Origin of the sequence: Rhodococcus sp. NPDC047139 (genome assembly GCF_040643435.1) — a bacterium.
In the GTDB taxonomy this organism is placed as follows: domain Bacteria; phylum Actinomycetota; class Actinomycetes; order Mycobacteriales; family Mycobacteriaceae; genus Rhodococcus.
The window spans coordinates 1-4,692 of the sequence record NZ_JBEYUH010000040.1 but is presented as its reverse complement, the minus strand read 5'-3'; the positions used below and the strand labels follow the sequence as shown (position 1 = coordinate 4,692).

Sequence of the window (4,692 nt, the reverse complement as noted above, 5' to 3'; positions counted from 1 at the left end):
CACCGTCGCCGAATCCATCCCGTGCGCCTCGGCCAGCACACCCAACTCCACCAACTCCCGCGGACCGAACTGCTCCGCCGACGCCTTGTATCCCAACTTCAAGCCCTGAGCCATCGATTCCTCCGACCGTTCGCGTATCCGATGTCCCCGAGTATGCCCACCGCCCGGTCGCCACCGGTCGACTCGGGCGTCGTATGCGAAGTTCGCGTAGAAACGGCGTGCCGGGTGCCGGGGCTCTCCGGTACCCCGAATCAGTTCCTCGTCGACAATGTCGGACGTTGTTCCAGAGCCGAATCGAGACCGCGGCAAGCCGTAGACTCGCCGCGGTGACCCCGCTCGAACTGTTCCTCGTCGCCCTCGCCGGACTCGGTGCCGGAGCGATCAACTCCCTCGTCGGATCCGGCACGCTCATCACCTTTCCGACGCTCGTCGCATTCGGTGTGCCACCGGTGACCGCAACGATGTCGAACGCAATCGGTCTCGTCGCCGGGGGTGTCTCGGGCACCTGGGGTTACCGGCGCGAACTGCGCGGGCAGTGGGAGCGGTTGCGCTGGCAGATTCCGGCGTCGTTCAGTGGCGCACTGGTCGGCGCGTGGCTCCTGCTACATCTACCGGACACCGTCTTCGAGACCGTCGTGCCGATTCTGCTGCTACTGGCGCTCACGCTCGTCGTACTGCAGCCGAAGCTCCAGACGTGGGTGGCGCGTCGGACCGGTGGCGATGCGGACGGACGCATCGGTCCGGTTCGAATGACATTGCTCGTCGTCGGCACTTTCGCCGTCGGTGCCTACGGTGGCTACTTCACTGCAGCGCAGGGCATTCTACTGATGGGCCTGTTCGGTGCCCTCCTGCACGACAACATCCAGCGGCAGAACGCCGCGAAGAATCTGCTGTCGCTGGTCGTGAATGTCGTGGCAGCCGGCACGTACATCCTGGTGGCGTCCGACCGGATCGACTGGACCGTGGCCGCATTGATCGCTGTCGGTTCACTGATCGGTGGTGATCTCGGCTCCCGCTACGGACGTCGCTTGTCGCCGGTCGCCCTACGGTTCGTGATCGTCGTAGTCGGTCTGATCGGTTTGTACCGACTGCTTTTCTGAGCCCCGACGACGATTCGACGGGTGAGGCGAAGTTCGCAGGGCTACAGCAAAGCTCGCAGCCCTGACGGTCGACCACCAGGGCTGCGAGGTTTACCTCTGCCCTGCGACCTTCCTTTCACTCGCCGACGGATGAAGCGGTCGCCGCGACGGGAAGGGGGATGATCCATCCTGCCGTTCCTGCCGGCCGCAGCATGAGACCGGTTCCGTCGGCGCTCACGTCGAAGGTCACCCAGCCCGAGCAGGTACTCGCGGGATCGAACACAGCCGGTAGGGATGCCCCCGCATCGCACTCCCCGCTCGGCGATCCGACCGGGGCCGTTCCTCCGTCGGCAAGGATCTCCCGGAAGTCGGACGCGCGCAATCCCTTCAGCGAACCCGCACCGTCCGAAGTACTGACTGTCAACCGCAGACCGACGCATCCCGCAGTTCTCGTCACCCGTTCGACGGTCGCCGTTCCCAGGCCGGTCCCGTCCTGCGCGACGAGCGAGAACGGGGTCGCCACGCCGATGCTCACCGGACTCGTGGGTCCGCTGGGCGCAGGTTCCTCGGGCACCGCCGGAACGGATGCTTCCACGGGGGGCGAAGCGTCCTCCGCCGGTTCGTGTTCCGGGATGATTGCCCCTGCGTCCGTCGGGATATCCGCGCCGTCCGGAGTCGATCGAGGCACAGTGGGGTCGGCTCCTGACGGCGGGGCGGCTTCGTCCATGCCTGCCTCGTTCTCACGGTCCTCGCCGGCGGTGCCTTCGTCCACGAGCGGGTCGGCCGGAGACGACACGCTCGGTTCGCCGTCCTGCGGCTCGGTCATCGATGCCGACAAACCTGACACCACCGGCTTCACTTCCGCCCAACGGGCAGGCGCATCGATACCGATGCCGCACTCCGCATAGGCGAGAACCATGTCCAGTTCCCATCTCTCGTTGTTGGAGATCTGGCCGGTACTGGTCAGGTGGAGCCGGAGCTCCGACGACGCGCGCGTGGTGGAACTGGTCTTCGTCCAGGTCAGCCGCGCGTCGTAGTCGTAGCCGAAGCCGCTTCGGGTCTGACGGGTGGATCTCGAGTTGTTCGGCCCCGGATCGGACGGAAAGGGAAGCCGTTCGGTGTTGCCCATCCCTGCCAGCACGACCCCACCGAAGACGGAGTTGACTCCACCGGCCACCGGTGACCCTCCGACAGGACATGAGGCACTTGTCGACACCACGTCCGAGGGACCGAATTTCGCAAGGTCGATGCCACCGGAGGTGGTCTTCACCAGCAAGCCTCGGGCCGCTGCCGCGGCGAAGACGACCGAGGATCCGGCGCTCTGCCCGTTCGTGCACGGGACGGCGACCCGACTGGCGTAGACCGCACACGATGCTCCGTCGACCTTCACCGGGAGCAGAAGGCCGAAGTTGCCTCCCACGCTGTCCTGATCGCCGAATCTCACATCTGCATAGGCCGGCGTCTGTCCCGGGCTGCGAGTGGCCTCCAATCCGCGACGCAGACTGGGTCCGACCGGACGGGACATCGAATACTTGGCGGCCACGGCACGCGCATAACCCTTCCCGTAAGCCTCCGGAACCTCGATCGTCGCCGACCCGGCGACTCGGTCGTTCCAGTCGGCGAGCGTCCGATCAGCGAAGCCCGGACCGAAAGCGAGGAGCCCCACCACCGCGAGTACACCGGTCAGACCGACGAGTGCCCGCAGAGACCTGCTGTTCATGGTCGGCCGCCTGCCTCGTCGTCGGCACAGGCGGGTTCGCCGTCGTACTGTGCCTCGCGCGGCCAGAAGGCCCACAGTACGAGCGCAGCAGCGGCGAGCGTCAGACCTCCCAGTACCCAGGGGTCGGAGAACCAGACGATCACCGACGCAGCTCCGGCCATCGACCACAGCACTTTCCGCACCTCGGTGACGCGGTACGGGCCCGGGTCGGGGGTCGGGTTCGCATCACCCTGCATCTCGATGAGCGCCTCCCCGGCCCGTTGCGGATGCACCTCGATGACGCGGTGAGTGACCGGCAACTCCCCCGCCTCACGGTCGACGGTGACGACGTCGCCCACTTCGATCTCGTCGGCCGGGATACGTTGCACGACAGACATGGAACCCTGTGGGATCGTCGGGGACATCGAACCCGTCTTGAACAGGATCAACGAGATGTCGAAGGCGAACGCCGCGATGACGAGACCGATGCACACCACTCCTCCAGCTGCGAGCAGGTCGAGGAGCGCGTTCTCGATGCGGGACCGGATCCTCATCACGGCGTGGGATTCGTGCTCGCGGCCTTGAACTCCCAGTTCACGGACGTGGAGTATTTTCCGTCGCTCGGTGCACCGAGCTGGTCGGGAGTGGTCCCCGCAGGAAGGGTCACTGCGAAGCAGAGCCAATGTTCGCCCTGTGCGGGGATCGCGATCGGAGTGGTGACGGCGGCGGTAGCGACCTTGCCGCTCGCACGCTTGGCACCGTTCACAGCAGCTGCGTCGCAAAGGGTCGACGAGCCGGCGATCGAGACGACGTTCAGGTCGAGCACTCCGGCGAGCGCCGAGTTCGTCGCATTCTGCGCAGCCGGCATGGTGATGTTCGCGCCGAGCGTCTCGGACACGACCCGCAGACCGACCTTCGCGTAGACCGTGTCGCCGGGCACGAGAGCCGATGCATTGACGCCGAAGTTGAAGGATCCGGCGTCGTTCGCAGTGACGAACTCGTTCCATCCGTCCGAGGCGCCGGTGAAGTTGCCTTGGACATTCCACGTGTTGCTTCCGGTACCGAACTCGGCTTCACCCCAGACCGAGTCGTTCCAGGCGGCGAGGGTGACTGCCGCCCCGACGCCCAGGACGAGTCCGGACGCGAGGAGTGCGCGTGCCTTGCGATTGCGTGTCTTGTCGGCGGTGCTCATGTCTTGCTCCTTCGGCAGTCGGATCCGCCCGCTGCACATGTCGATTGCCGGAACCGAATTCCCGGGCCGCCCGGATGAGGACGTGGGGCGGCGCGAACGAAATTCCGTTTCGGTCGCGAGGGAGTGTTTTACGAATCCTGGCGCTTTCTGTTCCGTCCGATGTTTCGGACTTACTCAGCAGTATGTTACCGACAGGTAAGTAAGCACAATCCGCTGTGACGCAGTTCATACCGACCGGTACGAGTTCGTGTATCCGCAGTTCACGGGCAGTAATTGAAAAGTGCACTTATGCCGCGAGGGGTCGGGTCCGATCCGACACGAAGGGCTCACCCGTCTCGACCAAGGGGCCCGATTCGGACATTACGGATTTGGGATCGGATAATAGAAATTATGTGGAACCAAGTGCTGCGTAGTGCAACATCCGCGAACTCAACACCGCCCCCGTATCTGTCGGATGACAACATACTTGAGACATTGACACCCAATGCGAGACTCGATGACAGATACTTGGGAGTGCGACGCCGAAAACGCGACGGAATATCCTCGCGCAGTCTCATTGTCGTTGTCACTCGGTTCAGGGCGAGGCGCAGATCCTGACTTTGTCTCAGGTCGCCTGAGATTCGATAGTGTCGGGTCCGGTCGAAAGATGAGCTGTTCGTCCGGTCGAAAGATGAGCAGGTTCGGTCAATCCAGTCTGTCTCACCGGTTCGATCCGCGGAAGG

The 4,692-nt window shown here is 64.5% G+C and carries 4 protein-coding genes and 1 pseudogene; 1 reads left to right on the top strand and 4 read right to left on the bottom strand.

Features of this window, described 5'->3' with window-relative positions; all coding sequences use genetic code 11:
• A pseudogene (locus tag ABZ789_RS22565) lies at positions 1 to 114 on the bottom strand (glucose-6-phosphate dehydrogenase (coenzyme-F420)); the annotation flags it as partial.
• 212 nt (positions 115 to 326) lie between these two features.
• On the opposite strand from ABZ789_RS22565, the gene ABZ789_RS22560 reads away from it, so the two are divergent.
• Positions 327 to 1,100 (top strand): sulfite exporter TauE/SafE family protein, encoded by a 774-nt coding sequence (locus tag ABZ789_RS22560; RefSeq protein ID WP_358428878.1) that lies wholly within the window; start codon positions 327 to 329, stop codon positions 1,098 to 1,100.
• 115 nt (positions 1,101 to 1,215) lie between these two features.
• Here the strand turns inward: ABZ789_RS22560 and ABZ789_RS22555 are convergent, their stop codons facing one another.
• From ABZ789_RS22555 to ABZ789_RS22545, 3 genes are read right to left on the bottom strand one after another with little or no spacing between them, the layout of a single operon-like run.
• A complete protein-coding gene (locus ABZ789_RS22555; RefSeq protein WP_358428875.1) occupies positions 1,216 to 2,799 on the bottom strand; it encodes a hypothetical protein in 1,584 nt (527 codons plus the stop codon).
• Positions 2,796 to 3,332: a signal peptidase I gene (locus ABZ789_RS22550; protein ID WP_358428872.1), complete on the bottom strand. Its 537-nt coding sequence runs from the start codon at positions 3,330 to 3,332 to the stop codon at positions 2,796 to 2,798. The genes ABZ789_RS22555 and ABZ789_RS22550 overlap by 4 nt, the downstream gene beginning before the upstream one ends.
• On the bottom strand, positions 3,332 to 3,970 hold the full coding sequence (locus ABZ789_RS22545; protein WP_358428869.1) for a SipW-dependent-type signal peptide-containing protein: 639 nt from the start codon (positions 3,968 to 3,970) through the stop codon (positions 3,332 to 3,334). Before ABZ789_RS22545 ends, ABZ789_RS22550 begins: the two co-directional genes overlap by 1 nt.
• Positions 3,971 to 4,692 lie beyond the last annotated feature (722 nt).